Consider the following 22,651-nt stretch of genomic DNA (forward strand, 5'->3'; position numbering starts at 1 on the left):
AGTGACCTTAGCCCTTGTTTACCACTTTGAGATTTTACTGGACAGGATCAACGACAAAATGCCTATGGACATCCTTGTTAGTTAACTTGACTTAACGACCTTACCACTGGTAACAAATTGGTGATGAACGGTACACTTGTACAATTTTCATCGTTTATAATATAAACTCTTAAAAATAGGGTTGATGTTTTGAAGTCACTTTTTCCTCTGTCACGACACGATCTCTTCGTGCTAATAGCCTGGCCCCTACTCAATGCATTGGTAGGGTATTTATCACTCTTTTATCTGTTAGCTGTGGTTGAGAATACCGATTTAAAGGCCCAGTTCTACTCTGTTCCTTTAAAGGTACAGCTTCTCTCAGTTCCTATGTATACATTTAGTCTGTTTTTTATTTTCTGGGGGCTAAGTAAACTCTGTTATCACCAGTATTCGGCGACTATTAATAAAAAGCTCATCTATACAATGGTTAGCAATATTGCCCTGATTATTGTTGCCATATGGCTGGCTTCGGCAATTTCCCCTATGAAACTGGAAGACCCTTATCCGAGGCTTAAGATGCTCTCTAGCTTCAACATCGTTTTCCAGGTTGCAATTTATACTGCTGTTGTCCATAGTTTGCGACTCAAGCAACAGGCCATAGAGCTTGAGGTCTCCCTTAAACGGTCGGAAATCGCACTGCTTAGAATGCAAACCAATCCTCACTTTCTATTTAACTCTTTAAACCTAATATCTTATGAAATCCCTCAACGACCCGAGTTCGCACAGGAGTTATTGTTTGAACTGTGCGATCTACTCCGCGGGACGATAGCATTGTCAGGTAAAAGAAGAGTTCTCGTCAAAGATGAGGTGAAACTTATCGAGCATTATTTGGCCATTCAAAAGGCACGATTTGGAAGCCGCTTGAATGTAGAGCTGGAAATCGATGAACGGAGCTCAGAGCTTAGCTTGCCGCCAATGTTACTGCTTCCATTGGTTGAAAATGTTATCAAACATGCTGTAAGCAAATCGAATAAAAGCATCACTTTGAAAGTCACTACGCGTTACTCAGAAAAACATTTATTAATGACCATCTGTAATAGTTGGCCAGAGCAGATACCTCCAAAGTTTATACCCAATGGTGGTCAGCAGAATATTATTGATACCTTGAAGCTGGAATATAGTGACGCTTCTTTCACTATTGATTTTTCAAATGCTATGGTCTTGGCTACCATCAGTATAAATCATGACTTGAGTGGTGAGCTGGATGCGTAAAGTTATTGTTATCGACGATGAGGTTGCTGCAACGCAAGGCCTTAAAAGAGATCTGGATAATATTCCTGAAGTAGAGGTCATCGGTTGTTATAACAACCCAGAGCTAGGCATTGAGGCCATCTGCCAACTATTACCCGATATTGTGTTTCTCGATATCGAGATGCCAGTTATTGATGGTTTTATGGTTGCAAAAGCCACTGAGCATATCAATTATCATTTAGTATTTGTCACCGCATATGCCGAGCATGCAATAACGGCTTTCGATACCAAGGTTGTTGACTACTTACTCAAACCTGTTCGTCCGAGTAGGCTGATTCGCTGTTTAGACAAAATTGAACGATTATCACACGATATCGTCATGCCTGATGTCACTGAGATCGCCGTTTATGATGGTAAAAGAAATCATCTGCTTGCATCTAACGATATCAGTTTTATTGAAAGCATCGGTCGTTATCAACGAGTTAACTTATCCGCTTATGGGAGAAGCCGATTCAATTTGGAAAGTATTATAACTGAAGAGAGTATGGCGAATTTTGAGTTACAGCTCGACTCAGAACGGTTCATGCGGATCCATCGTAGTTATATCGTTAACTTAACTCAGGTTGCTCAAGTGCTGCGTCAGTCAAGGCATACCTTGGTCAAGTTGTTTGATGTAGATGAACCTATCAGTGTAGCGCGAGCAAAAGTTGGATTACTCAATGAGTATTTGCTTCAGTGCAGATAGGCATTGTTTATTAAACTAAGAAAGGTGGTGTTTCTCAATTCGAACAGTTGAACCAAATCTAGAATAAATCAACTCTGTTCGTCGTGCGAAGCCTACTCAAATGAATGTTTATTAACACTTGCTAAAGTTGTCATGGTTCCGAATTAACTGTCGAAGCGTCTAATCTTGTAGCAGTTTATTTAACATGCGCCAACGACACTTTTTATTTATAACTTAAGTTATTGGATAGGCATGTACCGTTACATCATGGTATTTATCATCAGTTATTACTGAGCAGTCAATATAAATTTCGTTAGATTGAATAATAACAAACTTAAAGTGTGACCTCCATTTGTCTATTGTGAAAGGTGTACCTTTGCACAGTCTATATCTAAGTCTCTCCATCTATTATTTATTGCGTGAGTGTTCTTTGAATTGTTTCAAACTATATGGTTGTTTATAGGTAATAACAATTGAATTTACTCTAGGCAAGCCAGACGTATCAGGCTTTAAATCATACTAATAAGTAAAACTATCACCTTTATATTGACCAAGACCATCGTCGACATTTCAGATGATGGACAGCTTGAGTTTTTTGCTCAATATATTGAGACCTAATGATGAATATAGGTAAACGAATGAAAAAACATAATGCAATAAAGTCGGTACTGCCGGCTATATTATTATCTACGCTAACCGCTTGCGGAGGCTCAGATAGTGATCCTGCTACCGAGGTGCCACCCACAGAGCCACCGGTAGCCAGCAAGCCACACGAATCGCTGGATCTTGTACAACCACGAAAGGCCGTTTTTGATGGTGATATCACCGTCTATCTGGGTAGATGGTACCCCTGTATGGAGCGGGAATATAAAGGTGATGGCGTCGATGTTAGCCAGTACTGTACTGGCGATGAAGCCCCGACGCCTATGGGTAAATATAATGATAATGAGTTCAACCGCAATAAGATCACCCCGGATGATAGTAAGTTCATCTTCAAGGTAAACGCCGATGACATTAAGGCCTATGCAGCTCAGCCTGATTCACCCATTCCGCTGCGTCCCGATGTGTATGCCGATGGCCACTTCTCGGTAATGGATATAGTGCTTTACGCCTCCCACGTTCGCGACGACCTGGATGTAAAGGCAATTTGGAATGAAGAGCTTGGTACCCATCTGCTTAGCACTGCCTGGGACACCGATGGCGATGGTACCTTGTCTGAAACCGAATTGAGTAACAGGAGCACCGACTGGTACCCCTCCTACATCTGGCACGACGGAGAGTTCGATCGCCTCCAAGGCACGCCAAACTTAGAAACGGTTTATGTTCGCGCCGATCTTGGCCTGGCCAAGAGCAAGATGCGTATTCGCATGCAGCCATACAACCGAGCGGTGACCGAGCGTCGCAATATGCAGTTTAAACTGCAAGCGGATCGTAGGCGAGCAAACGGCGATAAAGTTATTGTGCCTTTGGTGTGGGCAATTGATGCCCAGGGCAATGATATAGTAAAAGTTCAGAACCTTGAGGTAACTGCACACGACCTTCGCACCGATATCTTTCAGCCCGGTGTGATCACATCCATGGATGTGTGGCTGTCGCTTCAGGACCAGGGATTGGCCGATGTGCGCTTCACCTATTGGGGCACCATGTCTACCAGCTCTGAAGTTAACAACTACGCGCTGACGTCCGTCAACGGCCTGCGTGCTCAGGGAATGGTGGGCTGGGCTGCGGCAACCGGCGAAATGTTTGCGACTCAGGACTTCTTCCTGGATGATCTTGAGTGGCCTGTTCCGAGCGACCTGATTGCTGCTGACAAAGGGGAAGGCGATCCTAAGCTTAAGGGCAAGTGTCAGTGGATGCATGGCGGTCAGGGCCATACCATTGAATCCGCCCAAATCTGTATCGACGAGTGGTATAACAAGTTTGGTGGATTCATGGACCACGACATGCCTGATCAGGAGGTCATGCACTATCCAAAGGGAGTGATTTTTGCTGGCTATCAGACGTGGATGCCTGCGCAGTTTGACATCACTGAGCGCCATTTCGTCGATGAAAGTGGTAACTATGAAAACCAGGTGATCGCCGACATCAACGACGCCATCGCGCCTCTGACTGACGAGCATTTTGGCTGGGGGATAGCCGATTGCCGCAATTGTCACGACGATGTGCATAAGGGATCGTTAGGGGTAGAGCAGCCCTATGAATGTGCCACCTGTCACGGCAGCAATGGCGCAATGAAAGGCCACGGTGAAGTGAGCCGCTGTTTTTGGTGTCACACCGAAGATAATCAAATGGCTCACCACGGTTCGGCCTCGGGCTTCATGAAGTTCGGCGATGTTGTGTGCGATGGCACCAGCCTGACCGGCTTGAACCTTGCCGGTATGGAAGAGGGATCGTGTGCCAACGCTGTGAATACACTGGACGCAGAGCGTCTTGCCGGACCTAATGGTGAGTGGGGCGGCATCAAGCAACCTATCCACGATCAAGCAGATAACCTTAAATACTATGGGGAAAATGAACGTACGGGGATCAACAACGACTGGCACAACAGCGAGGATTTCCCGGACCCATACTCATGTGTAACTTGTCATCCTAATGACTAACCACTTGATAAGCAAGGGGGAGACAAATCTCGACCCGTTAAGGTTTGATACTGGCAAATTTACAGTATCGTTTTGATGCAATGATCAGTAGTAAACGTTGAAATTGAGTTTTCGTCCCTGCAAGGTTTAACCTGATTTCTTCGTTTGCTACACCTATGATCATAAATGCTACCTTTTCAGAAATTGAGAGGGTAGCAATAAAAACTCGCAAGTTTATCGCTTTACTTGCTCTCCACTTTACCGGGAATAGAGGCATCTATTCCCGGTTTTTTATATCCGCTTAATAAAGTCTTCTTCTCCGATACCATCTTATCTAGAGTGCACATTTATGGAAACTATTAGTGAGTTGCTCTAAAAGAACATCATTGAGTCCTAGACATAATAGCTCAGTATAAAAGCGAATCATTGGTCAACCATATCTTTATTTGCGGCAAGATGAGCAGACCTTCTTTTACAGATATAGCGATTGCAACCTCTAAATAAGATATAGAGTACGGAAGATAATAGGTTGAGCTTGCGCTTGGTTGGGGGGGGCGTATCTGTTCAGATGTAAGCTTTATAAAACGCTAAGCTAGTAAATAATTAAAGGAATCTACTTTAAGGCTTGAGTTAATTGATTATATTCAGAGCGTTGAGAAACGCGCATAAAAAAATCCGAGCATTGAAACAGAACTCGGATTTTTTATAACTCTTTCGCTCGATTAACCGACCACTTTCACATCCAGTGATCGGCATTGTCTCTATTGATGATCTACTTTGCAGCTTGGTGACAGGTTATACAGGAGTAGGTACCCGGGAAGCTCTTACTTAGGCTGTAGGTGTTAAGCCGATTGCATAGTATGTTTCTATGTTAATTATTTTAAGAAAAGGGCCTTATTGAAAGGCCCAGTAGCGATAATATACGATTAGTTGTCTTTCACTATGTCCTGATGACAAGTGCCACAAGCAAATGGGTCTGGGAACTTTTTGCTAAAGTCATAATCGTTGTTCGATGATACCCAACGATCTCCATAGCCTTTTTCATCTCCTTCAAGCACCTCATCATGGTTGTCAGAGAAACCATAGTAATTGTTGTCGATTCCTGCTTTTCGACGGGTGGTAATGGTATTGATCCAGTTATCTTCGTGTTTCAGTAGTTTGCGAGCACTGGCTTCACCATGATTCTTCGGCAACATATCTTCTGAATGACACCAGAAACAGCGAGCCTCTCGGCCATGGCCGGTGGGTGCTCCATTATTACCATGACAGGTTGAACAGTAGTAAGGCTGCGTTTCGTTAAAACCATCCGCAGCATTTACCGGCCAAGAATATCCGCCATGACCTTTGGGGTCTTTTTCATCGTTATGACACTGGGTGCAATCGGCAACTTTCCAACCAAAATGAGTTTCATCAAGTAGCGGTGCTTTACCATTCTCTCCTTGCTTGGTGGCAGGTTTAAATGAACGTAAAGTCACAATGTCAGTGTTGATATATTCATCTTTGACGCCTTTGTCTGCCAGAGCATTCTGACGCCAATTGTAGTCCCACTCAATAATGTCATGCTTTGATATGCTGTCAATTTTGGCTCCAGCACTATGATAGCCGGCATTATTCAAGTCTGTTTTGGTTAACTCTACGAAATCTGCACCATAGGGCATAGTCCACAGGTCATTGTTAATATTTCCAAACCAACCACCAATACCAAAAGCACTCCAAAAATCTTGAACGCAATCAGTCATAGCAACGGGAGTATTAATCACATCGGAACGACCGGTTTCTGCATCAAAGTTACAAATGCCGGGCATTCTGTCTGAGAAGAAAAGATCACCATCCACGTCCGATATGACGGAATGCTTTGTGGTAAAAGATCTTAGCCCTATTGTTTTACCAAGAACGGGGGCTCTTGATAAACTAAACGAGTTGACTATGGCGCCAGTTTCAAGCTTTGGCCACCAGTTCAATCGGAAGTCATGTCCCATATCGGCAAGTGTTAAAAAGAGATCCATGCGCGTGATAACCCCATCCTGGAATACATCACTCCGTAAATTATGGGGCTTCACTTCAATGTTTGTTGCTATTGAGTTTTCAGGGTCGTCTTTCCAATAAACATTGTCGACAATCACTTTACCGTTGTTGGCTGCCAGTTTTTCAATCTCTTGTTGCCAGATATAGTGCAGACGAGAGATAAATGGAGTGGATGTGTCCTGGAAGCGGATCCTTTGCTCCTCTTTTATCAAGAAGTTATCCATTCTAGTGTAGCTGATCTCGCCACTATGATCCCTGTAAAGTCCGGCTTCCCCCATACTTTGTGTAAAACGATAATGCCAATTACGTGATTGTTCTCCTTCATCGGTAAAGTCACCATTACCGTTTCTGTCGTAACCTAGTGTGAATTCATGGGTGTCGTAGGCGGATTTATCTGGTGTAATGACCTCGCCGATAAATTTCATATCATCGCGAGTGGCGACCATATAGCGCAGGAGATCAAATGCTGAGAGGCTGCCCTCTTTGAAAATGTCGGGTCTGGCTGTTCCGGCACCTAATCCGTCGGGATTAGTTGCTAATACTTTATGTATTTCGGCTGTATCTATGGATAAAATATCAGACTGTTTATTTAACACCCCAGCAAGGTTGGCATCCAGAGCGTTGACAAAACCATCACCATTGACATCTGTATTGCAAGGGTGGGTTACTGTTTCGGGTAAATTCATACAAAACTGAGTCGAATCTTTGGTGATGCCGCGTATCCATTTCCATACTTGTTCATTCATATAGTCAAAAGCGACATTTATATTGCCGCTGAGGGTGGCCTGACCCATGTCCATATATCCTGTTTCTACATATTCCCAAACTGGATTAATTGTTGGGGGCGGCTCGACAGGAGGCGGTGTGGTTGAGTTGTCATCACTACCACATGCCGAAAGCCCCAGAGCGAAAGACACTGCCAAAGCAAGTTTCTTATTCATCTTAACTCCAATATTTAATAAATTATTTTAATAGTGTTTTTGCAAATATATTTTATCAATTTAGATGCTCTCAAAAAGATGCGGGGTGCACGTAGTAATAGAGCCAAATGAAAGTGAGGGGTAAGTCGCAAAGCTTGAGGACTAATGTATTTTAGGTGTGAGCAGGCCCTCAAAATAAGTTTTATTTTTATCTCCCTTAGAACGCGACTGGATAGCCTCTCCAATATAGTAACTATGGTGTTAATCAACAGATGAAGAAGAAGGATTTATTGCTTGTTAATTAAGATAGCTGTGTTGCTGAACACTCAAGTTGTTCTTCTAGGAATCTCATGTTGCTGTTTTTATTTTTGGAGTTTATATGGAGATAAGCTTAAGAGGGCGAGGAAGTATGAAATAAAAATAAAGGTAGAGGGTTAATTAAGTTAAAAGGAGCCTCTCTTCTGTTCACACACGGATTGATTTAACTATGCAATGTTTGGGTTTATTATACCTCTTAATGAAAGCTATATAAAAAGATGCCACTTATTGAAATCAGTGGCATCTCTTATCTCTTTAATTAAAGATTATTTGCTTGCATCTTCAAATCGTTGCCAGCGTTCCTGGCCTTTAAGCAGCTTAGCTCGCTCTACGTCATTAAATATACCAATTGTTGGCATTTCTGATTTATGACATGAGGCGCAGGCGTTAGGCAATACGGCAGCAGTAGTACACACATATGAATTCGGTACGTATGGACCATTAGCATAACAGCCAGGCCCCCAACTTACCGCCATATTGAAGTAATATTGTAACTGTGGGTCCGTGCCTTCATTTCGGCTGTAAGGTATAAGTGCATCATAGTTAGCCAAAGACTCTGTCGGTGAGATCACCTTGAAGTCATGTGTACCATTGTCCCACATGGTCGCAGTTGAGCCAATTGCAGTTGCGTGGCAGTCCATACAAGTTGCGCCAACCATGTCATGGATAGCCATCTTATGATCCGCGCCTTTATCTGCGTGGCAACTTTGGCAGAGTTTTTCGGGATCGTCGGCAGGGGCCTTAATCTCCATACTGTGTGGATCATGACAATCGACACAGGCAAGCCCTATGGCAGCATGTTTAGAACTATTGAATTCAAGTACCGTATTTTTCTGTCCCTTGATTCTGTCTGTTCCTATCCATTTGCCCGTAGGATCGAAAGTCGTAAAATCAAGTACCTTATCACCGACTTTAAACTGTTCACCCACCTCTGTGGTTGGATTTCCTTCATCATCCAGCACAAACTTATAGAGCTGAGAGTATAGGTGTAAATCATGGTGCTTAGACATCTGGTGACACTGAATACAGCTGTCATTCTTCTGTTGAAGTGTCATCTTCCCAGGGTTTGTAATATCATCGGCATTCATGGAAGTGGCGTGGTTTGAGCCTGCATTATGGCATTTTTCACAGGAGATACCGTCTTCGACATCACCGCTGTGCATGTTTGCTGAACTGACCAACATACCAGGGACACCGCCCTTGCCATAGTTCTCTGTTTTCTCCCACCCAGTTATTATTGAATTTGTTGTATGGCATTGCATGCACTGATTTTCCCAGCTCATCCTGTGTAGCTCTTCGCTAACGGGTACGCCATTAGTGTGGATGTCATCCATCTTTTTCAGGCTACCATCATTATTCCAAAATACCGAACCGGTATAGAAAGATGAAAACCACTGGGCGTTGCCGTCATTATACCAGGCAAAAGGCATCATTAAGCCAATCGCATCTTGAGGGTCTGCTGATTTCTGTGGGTAATCGTAAGAGACAAACTGCTTAGATGTCGTTGCCGAGATCCCATCGATACGATAGGTTTGGCTGTTCGCTGCATCGACTTGATCGATCAGAGTAGCGTAATATTTACCATCATCGCCCTTATAGGTGGTTATCTGGTTGTTGGGTTTAAATTTAATAGTATGGGTAATTGGCTCAGCTTCAGTTCCCCAGTCTAGCTCAGGTATGATCTTCTCGATGGTTTTATTAGGGTCGTCCGTATACAGCGTGCGGTAATCTTGTGCATGCCTGGTATCTTTCCATTCGTTATAAATATTGGTATGGCATGTTTTACAGGTTTGCGCCGTTACGTATTCAGCTTCTGCAACCGGTGGTTGTGGAGGTTGACCGTTTTGCACTATCGTTATAGTCAGTGTCGATGTTGATTCCAACAGGCCATCGGTGATCCGATAAGTAAACACCTTCTCACCGGGAGTGTCATCCTCAGCTGAGACATAACTAACCTGATTGTTTTTAATTTCAAGGTTTTCTGCCGCAACCAGAGTTAGCGCATCTCCATTGGGATCGACATCATTAGCCAGTACATCGATAGTGACTGTATCTCCCTGATTGACTGTGGCGACATCAGGCATGGCTATTGGTGCTGAGTTTTGAGGGGTATCATCTGAATCGTCACTGCTATTACAACCGAACAGTATCGGCAATAACGCAACATACACCAGACTTAATTTCTTCATCATCGTCTTCCTTATAAATCAATTTTATTGTTGTAAACCTTTTGTGGTTTACCTGATTATTGTATGTAAACTGTTTGATAGTTAATCCGTGTCGAATTACACAGAACTTAAAACTGTGACTTATGACATTGATATGAGGGTGGATGTGAAGTAGAAAGGGCTAAAATTGAGTTATAGCTATAAACGAAAAATAAAGTCGTTATTAATGATGTATTAAACTAACAACTTGAAATCAACATAAGACTGGTTGATGTTATTGTTTTTTGTATGAGAACATTGTTTTAGCTTACATTGATGTAGCCATTGTCACTCAATGTATTTACGGTGACTAATATTTTGTTGATATCATATTCACTGGATGGCCCCGGCGTCCATTCCAGATCATCCAGTATTGGGGTGAGTAGAGGGATAAGCATGTCGAGTTTAATTTTACGTTTAGGTGTGTAACGGTTGCCGGCAATAACATTAAGCCCTCTGGTTACAATTTGCATATATATCATCTGCCTTTTGGCTTTTGTAAGGCTGGCATTAATGATTTTTGATTCTTTCAGAGATGTATATTGATAGAGGAACTTGTTAGTTAGTATCTCAATCTGTTTTTTCATCTCATCCGTAAACTCAGGGCGCGCATTTTTATACAAGGCATAATTGGTGATTAAAAACCGATCGGCGACACTAGCTTCATCATTTTTAATTGAGAAGTATGTGTAATAGACATGGGATATAATCTTCTCTTTTCCAGTCAGTTCTGCCTGATGTAGGTAATCCATGATCTGGATGTGTTTTTTTAATTTGTTGGTAAAAATAGTACACAGCAACTCATCTTTCGATTGAAACTCGCGGTATAGGGTGCCATTGGATACGCCACTGAGCTTACTCAGTTCTTTAAAGGAAAAGTCAAACACACCTTTCTCGTCGATCAGTACTTCTGCAGCACTAATTATTTTAGCGATTTTGCTCTCTTTGGTTGCATTAGGCATGGCTTTTCCTTAACTGGTAAAAATGTAGCGATAAAAGTTGTAGCTTCGGTATAATGATACTCACCATATCATTATACGGCCTCATTAAGCATGCTGTTGACTGGTTAACCAACCTTGTTGCATTGCCTGGAAGACCATACTCGATTTGTTGCTTGCCCCAAGTACCTCTTTAGCTACATCAATATGGTAGTCGACACCTCGTTTGGTTAAGTTGAACAACTCGCTGACCTCGTCACGGCCAAGACCTAGCGCGACCATTTTTACAACATCTTTGGTTTTTTGCTTTATTTTTCTATCGTTCACGCCATTTGTTGTGGGGTGTATTTCATCCAAAAAGAAATTCTTCAGCACCAACTCACTGCACCCATCTATCTGGATAAAAAATATTACCTCACCAAGAGTGTCTGTAACGCTGTCACTGTGTATGGTGTATTTCTTAGCGATGACCTTTTGTCCGTCAACTTTGGTAGCGGTAAGGATTCTGTTTGCATGCCTTGGGGTTGCCAATAATGAATATGCCACTTTTTTTAACGAATCATCAGAGATGAACACATTTATCGGTTGAAGGTAACCTTCACAATAGTCATTATTTTCAGTAAGAGAGATGTTGTCCTCTAAAAATAGATCTTTACTTACATATAAAATCCAACCTAATGGTTTCATAGGATAATCTCGACTCATCAATTTCGTTCAAATCTTAAATCAAATGTTAACGTTTTGAGTGGGGTTGTGATGTTAAGTGAATCATGAATGTAAGCGCCCCCTAATAAACCAAGGTTTGCGTGATGCGGTTCTCGAATTCAAGGGGGGGTGGGAACACTCAGTGTGATCTGTGTCGCAATTTGTTGTGCTGGGATTATTGGGTGTGGAGAATGTCTCCATTTTTTCACCTGTATTTATAAATGCCGGTAGCGATTACTATTGGTTAATAGAGGGCTTTATTCAGGCATATCTCTTCCAGGCAAGCTGATCTGCAGTCGGTAAGAGGCAGTCTCGCTGATTTATAATCATCTGCTCCCAATGCTCAATATTGTTTTGTGACACCTCGTGCACAAGGTAGCCAGGGTCAATAGTTTCAACTAATTGAGCAAGGTCGCAGCGGTAAAAGCCATTGTGTGGGTCAAGTTTAGTGATGTGATTTAGTGCCAACTCAAACTGTTTCCAGAAACCTTTGCATCCGTTGTAGTTTGCGGCAGCATCTATGTTATTTTTAAGCTGATTCATTGCCGGTAAATTACTGTTTAAATGCAGTGTTTTAATCTCAGAATGGAGGTCGAGTTGCAGCAGCCTTTGCTGCAGAAACGTTATCGCTTCAGGCTCATTGTTCAGCTGCGGGTTGGTCGCCATCATGTGGCCTGTGTCGAAACAGATCCCACATTTGGCATGGTTTATACGGCTTCTAAGATCGTCATACTCCTGCCTGCTATCGAGCCTGAAACTTTGCTTCCACCACATATTTTCAAACAGCAACCAGCCTTTAAAGTTGCTTTGCTTTAGCGCTAAGTTCAGCAGCTCGGCGCAGGCCGTAAAGGTGTCGTCCAATGTCCAGGGAAATTTCTGGCTGAACAGGTGCTCCATGTCGCAATCCATGGGGTGGAATATGGCGTAGGGGGCATTAAGCTCTGCGGCGAGATTGAGCTGGCTGACCATCACCATAACAATATGGTCGGCATCTGTGCCGCCATAAAACTGCTCAACGGTCTGCCAGTCACCAAATATCTTCATTAGCCTGCTGCTGTCGTTATAGAGTAGGGGGGTTAAGATGGGAAAGGATTGCAGATGAAAGCCACCTACGAGCTTAGCGGGGATATCTCCGGCATTGAGCTCGCCATGGGGATAGATCTCAAAACCCGATAGACTCATGTTTCTGAGCCATTGACCGGCAGTATCCCAACTATCGAACAGGTGGCCGGGCTTAGGGGTCACGGTAATATTCGCTAACTGTTGCATCACTTTACCTTGCCATATCGGCTTGTCTACCAGTCGAGTCCTTTACGTGCCTTCAGGCCTTGATGAAACGCGTGCTTCTCAGGGCGCACCTCGCTAACGGTGTCGGCATACTCCTTTAACTCGCGGTGGGCCGCTCTGCCTGTGATAATGACCGACATCTCTTTTGGTCTCTGTTTAAGCGTGGTAATGACCTCATCGAGATCGATAAAGTCCCAGGTGATCATGTAAGTGAGTTCGTCCAGCAGCACCATATCGAGCTCAGGATCTTGCAGCCAAACCTTGGCCTGCTGCCAGGCTTGCTGTGCGGCGAGTTTGTCCTTGGCCTTGTCTTCGCTGTTCCAGCTAAAACCGGTTGCCATGGTATGAAAGGGAACGCCGCGGGACTCGAGCAGCTTGCGTTCGCCGCATTCACCGACACCTTTAACGAACTGAACCACGGCGACGTCCTGTTTATGGCCCAGTGCGCGGACGATATTGCCAAAACCTGCAGTTGTCTTGCCCTTACCGTTACCGGTAATGATCAGCACCTGACCTCGCTCTTCCTGGGCATTTTCCACGGCCTTTTCAACATTCTCTTTGTGTTGCTTCTGTTTTTTAGGGTTATAACTCATTGGGGTACCGTAGTTTGAAAGTGATAGATAACAAAAAATATCAGGCCTGCGATCTCGACTATCTGTTGCGTGGCGCCTAAGGTGTCGCCGGTATAGCCCTGTATATGGCGCTGCATCAATCTAATCAAGCCGATAAATGTCACCAGCCATACAGTGAGTAACGCAAGTGCGACAGATAGGGGCAAGATAACCAGAGGCAGGGCGCCACAGATACAGAGAATGAATCGGTTTTTCATTGGCAATGCGGCATCTTTTTGTGGCGTCTTACTGTTGTCGCGGTTACTGTCACAGTCCCTGGCATAGGGAAGATAAATGGCCACCAGCCCCGCGATGGCGCGGCTTCCGGCATGGCAGATGATCAGGGCACTACAGGCCAATGGCAGTGAGAGCTGGGTCAGGGCGGTAAGCTTGATGGCAAAAGAGGCGACCAGCGCCAATACGCCATAGGCACCTATCTGGCTATCTTTCATGATGGTAAGCTTTCGGCTCCTCTCCCAGCCACCGCCGAACCCGTCACAGAGATCGGCCAGTCCATCTTCATGAAATGCGCCGGTTAGCAGTATTAGCCCTACCAGAGTCAACACCACGGCCAGCTCTTGTCCCATCAATGCCGTGAAGCTATAGAGCAAGCAAGCAGCAACGACGCCGATAAACAGGCCTATCAAGGCAAACCAGCGACTGGCCTGTGCGATAGCCTCGCTGTCTTTACTGACCCATTGGGGCATAGGTAAACGGGTTAAGAAACTGGCGGCGGCGAATATGGCGCCCAGGTGATGCTTCATATCGAGACTCCATCTTCAGAATCGAGTTGACCCAGAAACAGCTTGCAAACAAGCTCGGGCGAACTTGGCAGGTACCAATGAACATAGGAGGCCAGGGTGTTGCCTTGTAGGTACACCGGCTCCTGCATACGGGTTTTACCCGGCTGGGATGCGACAGAAACCGGCGGAAGGGGGATATCAGATGTTGAGTAGTGAAAGCAGTGTCCGGTCATGGTGTGTCCGAAAACATCGGCGCTAAGCATACCCAGACCTTGCAGCTTCTCCTGCATCGCTGCCAACCCGGGGATGGCGCCTACCAATTGCGCTGTATCTCTCTCTTTCGTCGTTAACTGTTCAAGCAGATAGAGCATGCCGCCACACTCAGCGAGCGTAGGCTTGCCGCTTTGAATATGCTGTTTGATTGAGGTGCACATGGAGATGTTTTCGCTCAGTGCTTTCAGATGCAGCTCAGGGTAACCGCCCGGCAGGTAGAGACTGTCTGCCGTTGGTAATCTCTCATCATGAATTGGGGAAAAGTATTTAATCCCCACACCTAAGCTTTCGAGTAGCGTGATGTTGTCCCGGTAGATAAACGAGAAGGCGGCATCTTTGGCTACGGCTATGGAATGGCCGCGCAAAGGCTGCGATACCGGGGCTAATCTTGATGCTGAAGATAAAAAAATGGCCGAGTCACTGTCCGGGGCCGCAAAACTGACGGGCTCAGGCAGTGGCAGTACGCAGCTGTCTCCCAGGGCTTTCGCTGCTCTGTCGAGCCACTCATCTATCCCCTCTATCTCGCTGGCCTGAACCAGGCCGAGATGCCTCTCCGGCAGGGCGAGGCTGCTATCTCTGGGCATAGCGCCGCAAAACTCGATGCCGTCGGGCAGGCTATCTTCAAGCATGGCGGCATGCCCCGAGCTGCCGACATAGTTGGCGATCACCCCGAACAGATGAACGTTATCCTGATAGTGGGCGAGACCATAGGCGATCGCGCCGAAGGTTTGTGCCATCTTGGCCGCCGGGATCACTGCAAGCAGCGGGATCCCGAATTTGGCTGCAAGATCGGCGCTGCTGTTAGCCCCATCGAACATGCCCATTACACCTTCGATAAGAATAAGATCGGCTTCCAGAGCAGCGTGGAAGAGATGTTGCCGGCAGATGGTTTCGCCCATCATGCCAAGATCCAGTTGATGGGCAGGAGAGCCACTGGCGAACTCGTGAAAGATAGGATCGATAAAGTCCGGTCCGGTTTTAAAGACTCTGACTTTCTTTCCCTGATTGCGCCAATACCTTGCCATGGCGGCTACCAGCGTGGTCTTACCGCTGTCGCTGCTTGGCGCCGTGACAAACAGGGCGGGGCAATAGGCGTTATTGCAGCTCATTAGCGCCAGCCCTCTATGTCACCAAATAGTGAATCAAGATCTAATGACTGCTCTAGGCTATCGGCGAGGCGATTAAGGTTCTCCTCCCTGAGCACCGACATATCCCGCGCTGTTTGTTGCTCATAGCCAGCCCAATTCAGCAGGGCATTACAGGCATCTGGTTCATCGAAGATGCCGTGCAGGTAACTACCTAAGATTTGATTATCACGACACAGCGCGCCATCTGAATGGCTTTCGGCGCCTTGTCCCAGAGTCACAGGTTGTGTTTCTTTTACTTCACTGACACCGGCATGGATCTCGTATCCCTTAACCCCATGAGTCTTGCCGTTGAGCTGCAGCTCACCGCTTACCTGCTTCAAGGTTTTCTGTGTCGTGAGTGTGGTGGTGACATCGAGATATCCGAGTCCGTGACTCTTTCCCGGTTCGCCCTCGACGCCATGGGGGTCGTTTATGCTCTTGCCCAGCATCTGATAGCCGCCACAGATCCCAATTAACTTGCCGCCGAATCTGAGATGACGTGCGATCTGCTTGTCCCAGCTGCGATCCCTCAGTGCCTTAAGATCCCCGCGCACGCTCTTGGAGCCGGGCAAGATGATGAGATCGGCCGAAGGAAGGTCATCACCGGGTTTAACAAAACAGAGATCGACGCCGGGATGGAGTCTCAGGGCATCGAAATCGGTGTGGTTACTTATTCGTGGCAGGCCGGGTACGATGATTTTAAAATGGGTATCATCATCGAGCTGTTGCTGATTAATCGCATCTTCAGCTTCCAGATACAGGCCATGCAGGTAAGGCACCACGCCCAAAACCGGCACGCCGGTCTTTTCAGTGAGCCAGGTCAGGCCGCTTTCGAGCAGAGTTACGTCACCCCGGAAACGGTTGATGATAAAACCCTTAACCAATTTCTTCTCTTCATCTGATAACAGATCAAATGTGCCGTAGAGGTGCGCGAACACCCCGCCTCTGTCGATGTCGGCAACAATCACCACAGGCGTATTTGCAGCGAGGGCAAAACCCATGTTGGCAATGTCGTGCTCTCTAAGGTTTACTTCGGCCGGGCTACCCGCACCCTCGACCAGTCTCGCCTGCATGCCTTTACCCAGGCACTCAAAACTTTCTAATACCATCTCGAGTAATTGGGGTTTAAAGGTGTGGTAACTGACCGCATCCATATCTTCTATGGCCTTACCGCGAATGATCACCTGGGCGCCGGTATCGGTATTGGGCTTTAGCAGCACCGGGTTCATATGCACGCTCAAGGGCAGATTACATGCCTGAGCCTGCACAGCCTGAGCGCGTCCGATCTCGCCGCCATCGGGAGTGACGGCGCTGTTGAGCGCCATATTTTGTGGCTTGAATGGTGCCACGTCGATACCTTTACGAGCCAGAACCCGGCAAAGGCCGGCAACCATAACGCTCTTGCCAGCATCGCTCGTGGTGCCTTGCACCATTAATTTGTATCCGCTCATGCAACGCTTTCCTCTAATGTGGCTTCTTGCTCTGTAAAATGGTTAAGATGACAGTGAACGGCCTGCTCCAGTGACTCGATGATCTTAATCTCACTCCATCCCAGCTCCTCGGCGAGTACCAGGCATCCTCCCAGGCCGCACCCCTCAACGACTTGCCCCTGCTCATAAACGTTGAGGCACTCCATTGAAGACGTTGTAAATCGGGTGTTATTGGCGCTAATCACATCCTTTTTATCGAGATGATTTAATACGTGAAATCCATCTCCCTTGAGTACCCAACGTGTAGTGGAGATCTTAATGGCATGTTTAAACTTCTCAGCTCGCCTCGCAGCTAACAGCGGCGCTACGAACATCATTCCGCCGGCAAATTGGGGCAGGGGTAGGTGGTTTGGCCACTGCCGCACCAAACTACAGATGGCGCGTTGAATTTCATCATGAAATTGTGTATCACCCAGAAGGCTGTCCAAGTTAAAGTGTTGATTTTCGTCTAGATAGGTTTGCTCTAACTGAGTCAGAACTGCAGATTTACTGGCTAGTTTTTGCTTATCCTTTGTGCTGCCTGCCGGAGAGAGGCGGATGCCGGTCAGTAGTCTCAGCCAGAGTGTGGAAAACGTCGTGCCTCCCACACCGCATTCTGCAAGGATACTGAAACAGCCACGCTCAGCCTGAGAGGTTAACGTTGGCAGCAGATGATCACTGACTAAGCTGTCGGTATCGCTATCGATACCACCAAGGTGGTTGTTAACGCTGAGCCACGCCTGCTCCTCAACCTCAGGCTGAGGCACATTGAAATTAAAGCTGTTAAACTCTATCCGGTAACCGGCCTTGTAAAACATCCTCAGCAGACCACGGGTCAGCACAGCCGGGCTTACGCCACGATTGGACAGCAGGCCGTCGCCGGTTACCTTTATCCCGGGCAGTGGAGTCCTGCTGCGGCCACAGGTGATAAGCTCAGTATCTCTGGTGGGAGTAAGGTGCATAAGATTTTGACCTACGCCTGCATCTGAGAGCTGATGCAGACCGGGAAGATGGGTCGCCGCGCCGTTTAAGATATTAAAACAGATCGTTTTCATTTATTTATCCATCAAAGAGTTAAGATATACACTCGGATTGATTAAGCCTTGAAGCTGTGGCCACAGGGTCTCTTCTTCGTCGATATAGGTGTTGAAGTGCAGCAGCGCCGCATGTTCGAGCTGGACCCGGCTCAGATGTGGGTTGCTCTCTTGAGTGCTGCAAAGAAGCCACGCAAGGACCATACGCATGACACCTGAATGGCAGATGATTAACAGACGCTGGCCTCTGTATTTACGGCTCAGTCCATCGATACTCGTCGTCACTCGTTTCAACAGATCAGAAGTCGACTCGCCGTTTGGTGGGGTGTGCTTGAAGGGGGCATGCCAATATTGGCCGTATGCCTGCTCCGGGTCCTCCCATAGCCTGGCGATACTGTCGCCATCCCAATGACCGAAATCGAGCTCCTGCCAGGCGGCATCACAGAAAAGGGGGCAGTTATGTTTGGTAGCCAGGTGCTGTGCGTATGTCTGACACCTGATAAGCGGAGAACTGATGATGATGTCGAATTTCAGCGAAGCACTGCTGTGTTCCATCTGCTGCCAGCCTTTCGCTGTCAGTGGCGGATTGGTACGACCGAGTAAGCATCCAGACTCCTCGGGTAGACCATGGCGTAGCAGGATAAATTGGGTGTCGTTTTTCATATGGCACCTTTATCGGTTGATTTACCGCTGTCTGGTTTGCGATGTTGAGACGAAGCCTTAGCGGGGTCTTTCAATGGAATAGCCAGTCCGCCCAGACAAAAGTTGACGGAGTCGGCGATGGCGGCAATCTTCTGGTGCATGAGTCCGCTTGCGGTAACAAACTCCTGGCTCATCTCATCATCGGGTATAAGGCTCTGGCCCACCTCGGTGCTGACCAGCACCAGGTGGCACCGAAGCGAAACCATTGTCTGGCACAGATGTTCGATCTCCGCCTCTAAGCTGCGTTTTGCCATTAGCTGATTGGTGAGCCACAAAGTGAGGCAGTCGACGATAATAACGCTCTGGTCTGCACCCGATTCAGTCAGGGTCGCTGCAAGTTCGAGCGGCACCTCTGCTGTCGTCCAGTCATCGGGTCTCTGCTTACGGTGCAGGGCGATGCGCTCGGCCATAGACTCACTGGCCGTGGCAGTTGCGATATAGGTTGTCGGCAGTGCAATATCCATCACCTCCTGCTCGGCAAGGCCCGATTTACCACTTCTTGCACCGCCGATATACAAGCTGATCATCGGCTAACCACCTCAATAGGCTCTTTAGGTTGATATATTTTCTGTTTGCGTGCCTGTTCGACCTTCTCACAGATCTGTAGCATCCCTTCGAGCACCCTGGGCCCGGTTCTGTGTATAAGATCGCCCTCTATGGTGATGATCTGCTCATTGGCAACGGCGGGTAGCTCCGGCCATTCACTCCAGTTAACCGCCTCCTGATTACTATTGCCGTGGTATATGGGTTTGATGATCATCTCGGGCGTAGAGGAGAGAACCTGCTCCAGACTCACCTGGGGGTAGTCGCTGACACTGCCGGCGAAGACATTATTGGCGCCGCAACCGGTGAAGATCTCATTCATCCAGGGACTCGCCGTGGTGGTCAGTGGTGAAGGCCAAATCTGATAGAAGAGATCGATACGGGACTTGTGCTGATACTTACGCTTTATTGTGGCCAGGGTGTTTTCAAATTTATCGGCACTTTGCCTGGCCTGTTGCTGATGGCCTGTCACTTCTCCTAACTCCAGCAAACGCGTTGGGATCTGCTTAAGCTCGCTTACACTGGTATCGACCAGGGTAAAGCCCAGCTCTTCGAGTCTGGTTAACATGGGTGCGGAGGTGGTAGAGGTGTTGACTATGATGGCATCGGGCTGGAGCAGCATTACCGCCTCATAATCGATAAAGTCATAACGGCCGATACGGCGGATCTGGTTCGCTGCCATTGGGAAATCTGCATACTCAACCGTACCGATTATGCTGTCACCGGCACCGATTTCGAATAACATCTCGACCGCATGGGGTGATAGCACGACTAAGCGAGGCTGCTTTTCTGTGTTTGCGCTCAGACCTGTGCTGACTAACAGGGATAGGGTGAGCAGTATTGAGCGGCATTTCATATTAAACCCCTTCCACCGACTTTATCACCAGAGGCAGACCGGCTATCGCCATCGTCACCTTGTCGGCCCGTTTCGCTAAGCTTTGATGTAACCAACCGGACTCATCGACAAATTCACGTGATAACTCGCCCAGCGGCACCACACCCTGACCGACTTCGTTACCGATAAAGATAATCTCTCCGGGCAGGTCTGAAAGCGTGTCAAGCAGGGCCTGTTTCTCTCGTTTCCAGCATCTGTCACTGAGTTGTATGTTTGACAGCCATAGGGTAAGGCAGTCGACTAAGATGAGGTTGGCACTCCGGCTCTGTTCTAACAGGGTTCGGGGCAGGTCTAAACGGGTCTCCACAAGCTTCCAGTCACCTGGTCGATTAGATTGGTGGTGGGCTATTCGTCTGGCCATGGCCCCATCGGTTGCCTCTGCGGTTGCAACAACGACAACCTCACCACCCGTGCGTTGCTGCCACTCCTTGGCATATTCCTGAGCAAGACGACTCTTTCCGGAGCGTGCGCCGCCGATAATTAACTGCTTCATCTATTTGAGCCCCTGTTTACGTTTAACCAATAAGCCGATGAAAAATACACTGCCCAGCATGGCTGTCATGACACCGACAGGCAGCTCCTGAGATGGCAGAACTATCCTTGCGGTAAGATCGACCCACACCATGAGCACGCCGCCCAGCAGCGCCGTTGCAATGAGGGAACTTGAGCTAGCCGAGCCGATTAACATGCGAACGATATGTGGCACCATGAGACCTACAAAGCCAATACCGCCGCAGGCCGCCACTAATGATGAGGTCATCAGGGCTGTCAGGGTTAACATGCCTAAACGCAGTGGGAGAACCGCAACCCCCTGAGTGTGCGCGCTCTCATCGCCCGCCATCAGTGCCTGAAGTGGGCGCTGAAACTGATAGATGATGAGGGTTGCTGTGATAACAATAACGCCCGGCAGCATCAAGGAGCTCCAGGTTGCACGGCTGAAGCTTCCCAGAGACCAAAACAGTACCGCCTGCATGGCCTGGGGATCGCCGAAATATAGAATCAGGTTTGCGATAGATGAGAGCAGAAAGGAGATGGCGACACCTGACAGCACTAAGGTTTCCACCTGACCATCTCGTGCCATCACCACAACTACGGCGACGGCGATCAAGGAGCCTAGAAATGCGCAGACCGGTAGGGGAAAGAGGCTAAGCCCTCCGGTGAGAGCTAAAATGGCCCCCAGTGATGCCCCGGCCGATATGCCGAACAGGTAGGGGTCGGCAAGTGGATTTCTGGTTACGCTTTGTAGTACAGAGCCCGATACGGCAAGCCCAGCGCCACAAACCATAGCCATCAATGCCCTCGGCATCCTCAATTCGATGATGATGCGATCTGCCAGTGTTATGCTGGATCCGGGCTCTAACCGAGCCCAAATAGTGCGATTAATTGCGCCCATCACTTCAGATACACTGATATCGGCGGTGCCTAGTGCTATGGCTATCAGGGGAGATATCACGGCAAGGGGGATCAGTAGAGTCAGTAAGAGTTTTGGGTTAAACAGCCTCATGGCATACCCCGTCGAAATGGTAAGTGACCCTGGGGTGCTCGCCCTTGGGGTGCCTGTCCACCTCGGTTTTAATTCCGTATATATTTTCTATGCTGGCGGGTGTCAGTACCTGCGCCGGTGTACCGCTCTTGATCAATTTCCCCTCTCTGAGTAGCAGGAGTTTGTCGCAAAATGCGCTGGCAAGGTTGAGATCGTGAATGGTGGCAACAACTGTGATATCAAGACTCTTGATCAGTTTTAAGATCTCGACCTGATAGCCGACATCGAGGTGATTAGTAGGCTCGTCGAGCAGTAATATTTCGGGTTTTTGCAGCAAGGCCCTGGCGATAAGCAGTCGTTGCTGCTCGCCGCCTGAGAGTGACTCAAATATCTGCTCTGATTTATCGGACAGGCTGACGAGTGCTAAAACCCTATCGATCTCTCTGTTTTCGGCGCTATGGTTTATGGGTTGCCACCACCTTTGTTGATTTATCAGTCCGGTGGCGAGTAACTGTCTGGCCGTCATCGAGAAGCCAACGGGCGTGTGCTGTAGCACGACTGCGACTTTGGCTGCAAATTCACGGTGTGAGATGGTGCTGATATTCTGACCGTTCAGCAAGATATCACCGCTGTCCGGCGACATATATTTATACATGCAACGCAGCAAGGATGACTTTCCAACCCCATTGGGGCCTAAGATCCCAACAAAATCGCCCCTCTGTATGGTGAAGCTTAAATCTTCGAGTACTTGCTTAGTCGGGCTTGCCCAACTCAAGCGATTAACTTCCATGTGAGTGTTTGATTGATTTGTCGTTGGCATTACGCGGTATCCGAAACT

19 protein-coding genes are annotated in these 22,651 nt (G+C 47.3%); 3 read left to right on the forward strand and 16 right to left on the reverse strand.

Annotation, left to right across the window (positions count from 1 at the left end):
* Positions 1–189 precede the first annotated feature (189 nt).
* From Q1B47_RS14120 to Q1B47_RS14130, 3 genes are all read left to right on the forward strand, one after another.
* The gene (locus tag Q1B47_RS14120) at positions 190–1,251 is read left to right on the forward strand and encodes a histidine kinase (protein WP_299794863.1); all 1,062 of its coding nucleotides are present in this window, start codon (positions 190–192) and stop codon (positions 1,249–1,251) included.
* Positions 1,244–1,975, forward strand: a complete 732-nt coding sequence (locus Q1B47_RS14125; RefSeq protein ID WP_299794865.1) for a LytTR family DNA-binding domain-containing protein — start codon at positions 1,244–1,246, stop codon at positions 1,973–1,975. The genes Q1B47_RS14120 and Q1B47_RS14125 overlap by 8 nt, the downstream gene beginning before the upstream one ends.
* A gap of 617 nt (positions 1,976–2,592) precedes the next feature.
* Positions 2,593–4,554, forward strand: a complete 1,962-nt coding sequence (locus tag Q1B47_RS14130; RefSeq protein ID WP_299794867.1) for a hypothetical protein — start codon at positions 2,593–2,595, stop codon at positions 4,552–4,554.
* A 905-nt stretch (positions 4,555–5,459) separates the two neighbouring features.
* Here the strand turns inward: Q1B47_RS14130 and Q1B47_RS14135 are convergent.
* The 16 genes from Q1B47_RS14135 to Q1B47_RS14210 form a co-directional block, all read right to left on the reverse strand.
* Positions 5,460–7,499 carry a hypothetical protein gene (locus Q1B47_RS14135; protein ID WP_299794869.1) on the reverse strand — a complete coding sequence of 680 codons (2,040 nt, stop codon included), beginning with the start codon at positions 7,497–7,499 and terminating at the stop codon, positions 5,460–5,462.
* Between the two features lie 563 nt (positions 7,500–8,062).
* Complete coding sequence (locus Q1B47_RS14140) at positions 8,063–9,988, reverse strand: Ig-like domain-containing protein (protein ID WP_299794871.1); 1,926 nt, start codon at positions 9,986–9,988, stop codon at positions 8,063–8,065.
* A 278-nt stretch (positions 9,989–10,266) separates the two neighbouring features.
* On the reverse strand, positions 10,267–10,965 hold the full coding sequence (locus Q1B47_RS14145) for a TetR/AcrR family transcriptional regulator (RefSeq protein ID WP_299794873.1): 699 nt from the start codon (positions 10,963–10,965) through the stop codon (positions 10,267–10,269).
* Positions 10,966–11,049: 84 nt separating this feature from the next.
* Positions 11,050–11,628, reverse strand: coding sequence for a hypothetical protein (locus Q1B47_RS14150; RefSeq protein WP_299794875.1), 579 nt, complete (start codon positions 11,626–11,628; stop codon positions 11,050–11,052).
* A 279-nt stretch (positions 11,629–11,907) separates the two neighbouring features.
* Positions 11,908–12,915, reverse strand: a complete 1,008-nt coding sequence (locus Q1B47_RS14155; protein ID WP_299794877.1) for a TIM barrel protein — start codon at positions 12,913–12,915, stop codon at positions 11,908–11,910.
* A gap of 26 nt (positions 12,916–12,941) precedes the next feature.
* On the reverse strand, positions 12,942–13,526 hold the full coding sequence (gene cobO / locus Q1B47_RS14160; RefSeq protein WP_299794879.1) for a cob(I)yrinic acid a,c-diamide adenosyltransferase: 585 nt from the start codon (positions 13,524–13,526) through the stop codon (positions 12,942–12,944).
* Entirely contained in the window at positions 13,523–14,308 is a 786-nt protein-coding gene (gene cobS / locus Q1B47_RS14165) for an adenosylcobinamide-GDP ribazoletransferase (RefSeq protein ID WP_299794881.1), read from the reverse strand. The genes cobO and cobS overlap by 4 nt, the downstream gene beginning before the upstream one ends.
* Positions 14,305–15,669: a cobyrinate a,c-diamide synthase gene (locus Q1B47_RS14170; protein WP_299794883.1), complete on the reverse strand. Its 1,365-nt coding sequence runs from the start codon at positions 15,667–15,669 to the stop codon at positions 14,305–14,307. Before Q1B47_RS14170 ends, cobS begins: the two co-directional genes overlap by 4 nt.
* On the reverse strand, positions 15,669–17,138 hold the full coding sequence (locus tag Q1B47_RS14175; RefSeq protein ID WP_299794885.1) for a cobyric acid synthase: 1,470 nt from the start codon (positions 17,136–17,138) through the stop codon (positions 15,669–15,671). Before Q1B47_RS14175 ends, Q1B47_RS14170 begins: the two co-directional genes overlap by 1 nt.
* Positions 17,135–18,211, reverse strand: a complete 1,077-nt coding sequence (locus Q1B47_RS14180) for a hypothetical protein (RefSeq protein WP_299794887.1) — start codon at positions 18,209–18,211, stop codon at positions 17,135–17,137. Before Q1B47_RS14180 ends, Q1B47_RS14175 begins: the two co-directional genes overlap by 4 nt.
* Positions 18,212–18,853: a histidine phosphatase family protein gene (locus Q1B47_RS14185; RefSeq protein WP_299794889.1), complete on the reverse strand. Its 642-nt coding sequence runs from the start codon at positions 18,851–18,853 to the stop codon at positions 18,212–18,214.
* Positions 18,850–19,419: a bifunctional adenosylcobinamide kinase/adenosylcobinamide-phosphate guanylyltransferase gene (gene cobU / locus Q1B47_RS14190; protein ID WP_299794891.1), complete on the reverse strand. Its 570-nt coding sequence runs from the start codon at positions 19,417–19,419 to the stop codon at positions 18,850–18,852. The genes Q1B47_RS14185 and cobU (Q1B47_RS14190) overlap by 4 nt, the downstream gene beginning before the upstream one ends.
* Positions 19,416–20,291 carry a cobalamin-binding protein gene (locus Q1B47_RS14195; protein ID WP_299794893.1) on the reverse strand — a complete coding sequence of 292 codons (876 nt, stop codon included), beginning with the start codon at positions 20,289–20,291 and terminating at the stop codon, positions 19,416–19,418. The genes cobU (Q1B47_RS14190) and Q1B47_RS14195 overlap by 4 nt, the downstream gene beginning before the upstream one ends.
* A 1-nt stretch (position 20,292) precedes the next feature.
* Complete coding sequence (gene cobU / locus Q1B47_RS14200; RefSeq protein ID WP_299794895.1) at positions 20,293–20,823, reverse strand: bifunctional adenosylcobinamide kinase/adenosylcobinamide-phosphate guanylyltransferase; 531 nt, start codon at positions 20,821–20,823, stop codon at positions 20,293–20,295.
* Positions 20,824–21,834: an iron ABC transporter permease gene (locus Q1B47_RS14205; protein WP_299794898.1), complete on the reverse strand. Its 1,011-nt coding sequence runs from the start codon at positions 21,832–21,834 to the stop codon at positions 20,824–20,826.
* On the reverse strand, positions 21,821–22,633 hold the full coding sequence (locus tag Q1B47_RS14210) for an ABC transporter ATP-binding protein (protein WP_299794900.1): 813 nt from the start codon (positions 22,631–22,633) through the stop codon (positions 21,821–21,823). The genes Q1B47_RS14205 and Q1B47_RS14210 overlap by 14 nt, the downstream gene beginning before the upstream one ends.
* Positions 22,634–22,651: the final 18 nt, after the last annotated feature.

The sequence above is a fragment of the uncultured Shewanella sp. genome, assembly GCF_947501225.1.
Taxonomy (GTDB): domain Bacteria; phylum Pseudomonadota; class Gammaproteobacteria; order Enterobacterales; family Shewanellaceae; genus Shewanella.